Here is a 3,116-nt window from a genome sequence, read left to right on the forward strand (position 1 = left end):
CGTGGGCGCGGCCGTGGGGTCGTGCGGGTGCGGGGCTCAGCGGGTGCGGCGGCTCCTGCGCAGCAGGAGCAGGCCCGTCGCGACGGCGCCGAGCGCGGCGAGGCCGACGAAGGGCAGGACCGTGGCCGCGTTGCTCCCGGTCTCGGGCAGCTGGCCGCCGTGGCCGGGCGGGGGAGTGTGGGTCGGGCTCGGGCTCGGCTGCGGCGAGGTCGTCGGGCCGGGGCTCGGCGAGGACGTCGGGCTCGGGCTGGGCGACGGGCTCGGCGACGGGCTCGGGCTGGGCACGGTGACCGGGACCTCGGTGCGGCAGCGCGCGTCGGTCGAGCCCTGCGCGCAGTTGTTCGCGTAGGTGGTGGAGGTGACGGCGTTGCGCAGCACGGCGTCGGCGGTCAGCGTGGAGCGCACGGTGACGGAGTAGGTGATGGTCGCGGTGGCCCCGACCGGCAGGTCCCCGCTCCAGGTCAGCGTGGTGCCGGTGACCTGGACCTGGCCGCGGTCGGCGGCGGCGTCGTTGTCGTAGGCGGCGGAGTTCAGCACGCCGGCCAGGTCGTCGGTGAGGGTGACGCCGGGGGCGTCGACCTGGCTGGTGTTGGTGACCTGGATCCGGTAGCGGACGGTGTCGCCGGGCTTGGCGGTGGGGGGGGTGGCCGTCTTGAGGACGGTGTAGCCGGGCACCGCGGCCACGGTGTTGCGCACGGTGTTGCTGGTGCGCTCCTGGGCCCGCCGGGTCTGGCTGCCCTCGAAGCGCAGGGTGGCGGTGTCGTCGAGGTGGGTGCCGACGGCGGTCGAGGCGTCGACGGTGACCTGGAAGGCGACGTTGGCCTCGGCGCCCGGGGGCAGGTCGGGGACGGTGCAGGTGACGGTCTGCCCACTGGCCTGGCAGGCCGGGTTGGAGGCGGGGACGAAGGTGGTGCCGGCCGGGATCGTGTCGGTCAGGGTGACGCCGGTCGCGGTGTCGAGGTCCGTGCTGCTGCCGTCCTGGCGGCGGTTGGCCACCGAGAAGGTGTAGGTGATGGTCTCGCCGGGGCCGACCAGGCCGGGCGGGTTGTCGTCGGGGCTGCCGGGCGGGGGGTTGGCCTTGGTGATCCGCAGGTCGGGTTCGAGGGCGTCGAGGGCCAGCCAGGCGGCCTGCGGCTCCAGGGCGTCGCCGGCGCCGCTGATCCGGACCAGGGCCTGCTCGCTGCCGGCCGGGATCTTGCCGGTGACGTCGATCATCCGGGCGTCGTAGCCGTAGTTGTTGACCGGGTCGGGGTCGCGGGTGGTGATGTTGGTGCCGGTGCCGTCCGCGGCGACGTGGTCGATCCGGCTGGTGAACGCGTTGTCGGTGCCGACCCCGTTGGGGCCGGGCATCGGCAGGAGGGTCAGGTTCTCCGGCGTGGAGCCGACCGCCAGGGTGTCCCCGGCGATCGGCGCGTCGCCGTCGCCGACGGTGATCCCCATGGTGGCCCGCGGGGCCGTGGTGGCGGGGGTGCGGATGCCGCCGAGCGTCAGCGTGGTCGAGTTGTCGGGGTCGCGCAGCAGCTGGTAGCCGTCCCAGACCTGGAGGTAGCGCAGCGGTTCGGCCTGGTCCTCGTACGCGACGACCAGCGACCAGCCGCCCCAGCAGCCGACGTTGTTGCCGCCGTAGTTCTGCGCGGAGGAGCGGCCGGCGCACGCCTGGATGTCGGCGACGGTGTAGCTGCCCGGGCCGGCGGCCCGGACCTCGGCCGTCACGTCCTTGACCGCCCCGCCGGCCAGCAGGGGCTCCGGCGGGTTCCCGCCGACCTTCTGGTCGAACCAGTCGTAGGTGTCCGCGGTCACCTGCTGGTAGCCGCTCGCGCCCGGGACCTTCCAGGACACCTGGTTGCCCTTGTTGATGTCCCCGGAGGTGCCGCCCGCGGTGCTGGTGTTGGTCGGGTTGAACTGCCAGTACAGGCGGGCGGACAGCACGTTCGCCCCGGCCGGCAGCAGCAGCTGCGCGGAGGCGGCGTTGGGGCCCGGGGCGTTCGGGTCGACCTTGATGAACTTGGTCCGGCCGTTGTTCGAGCCCTCGGTGTCCGAGCAGACCGTGCCGTCGCTGTCGTCGCAGGTCAGCACCGAGTTGGAGGCCATCGTGAGGTTGCCGTGCGCCAGCAGGTCGACCACCGGGTCCGGACCGATCGGCCGCTGCGTCCCGGCCCCGCGCGGCTTCGGCGCGGCGGCCTTGACCGCCGGTTTCGTGGCCGCCCGGGCGTGCCCGGTGTGCGGCGCCCCCGCGGCGAGCGGCGGCGCCAGGGCCGCGGCGCCCGCACCGAGCACCACCGCCAGCAGCGCGGACAGGACGTGCGGTGGACGCGGCCGCAGCCGTCGGACAGGTGACACGGGAACCTCGCTGTCGGGAGGCGACACGGACAGCAGAACCTCGTACCTGCGCCGGCGGGAATCGAAGCCTGACGGGTGGTTTCTTCACCCGCCCGGGTCAGCACCGGTGGCCGGACGGCCCGGGGTGTGCCGTCCGCCGGTCCGGGGGAGCGGTGGGTACCCAGGATTCGGTACGGGGGAATGGGTAGCGGTACGCATTGTTCCCGCCCCGGCCCAGCCGGTTTCCTGGAACCCGCCCAAGCCGACGACCCCTCACCCCCCGGAGGTCGCCCCCATGACCCGTCGCGAACGCCTGCGGCTCTACGCCGACGCGCACTTCACCGCCCCGGACCCCGGACTGGTCCTGCCCGCCCGCCGCAGCGGCAGCGGCCTGCGCCGCCCGGGCCTGGCCCGCCTGGCCCGGCTCTCCCGGCTCGTCGAGCGCGCCGGCCACCACCGGCACGGCTGACCGGCCACCCACCCACCACCGGCACGGCCGACCGTCCACCCACCGGCACGGCCGACACCACGGACAGGGTCCCGCCTCTTGAGGGAGCGGGCGGGACCCCCTTTTTCCTCAGGAGGCCCCGTCCTCCGCGGCCAGCGCCTCGCCCAGCCCCGCCCGGCCCACCCCCAGCTTGCGCAGCGCGCTCGCCACGTGGTGCTCGACCGTACGGGTCGACAGGAACAGCGCCCGGGCGATGTCCTGGTTCGCCGCGCCCTGCGCGGCCAGCGCCGCGACCTGCCGCTCGCGCGGCGACAGCCGCTCGCCGTAGCCGCGCCGCCCCGGCGAGGCC

The 3,116-nt window shown here is 75.2% G+C and carries 3 protein-coding genes; 1 reads left to right on the forward strand and 2 read right to left on the reverse strand.

Annotated elements, in window-relative coordinates; genetic code table 11:
• Nucleotides 1–36 precede the first annotated feature (36 nt).
• A complete protein-coding gene (locus AE652_RS38605; protein ID WP_049660108.1) occupies nt 37–2,340 on the reverse strand; it encodes an LPXTG cell wall anchor domain-containing protein in 2,304 nt (767 codons plus the stop codon).
• Nucleotides 2,341–2,614: 274 nt separating this feature from the next.
• Between AE652_RS38605 and AE652_RS46975 the strand changes: the two genes are divergently transcribed.
• Entirely contained in the window at nt 2,615–2,788 is a 174-nt protein-coding gene (locus AE652_RS46975) for a hypothetical protein (RefSeq protein ID WP_158077773.1), read from the forward strand.
• Between the two features lie 108 nt (nt 2,789–2,896).
• On the opposite strand, the gene AE652_RS38610 is transcribed toward AE652_RS46975, so the two are convergent.
• On the reverse strand, nt 2,897–3,116 hold a 220-nt coding region (locus AE652_RS38610), incomplete at its 5' end, for a helix-turn-helix transcriptional regulator (RefSeq protein ID WP_049660109.1).

The sequence above is a fragment of the Kitasatospora sp. MY 5-36 genome, assembly GCF_001182915.1.
Classification (GTDB): domain Bacteria; phylum Actinomycetota; class Actinomycetes; order Streptomycetales; family Streptomycetaceae; genus Kitasatospora.

Coding starts and splice junctions, on each gene's coding strand:
- AE652_RS46975 (WP_158077773.1), top strand. CDS start 2,615: ATGACCCGTCGCGAACGCCTGCGGCTCTACGCCGACGCGCACTTCACC.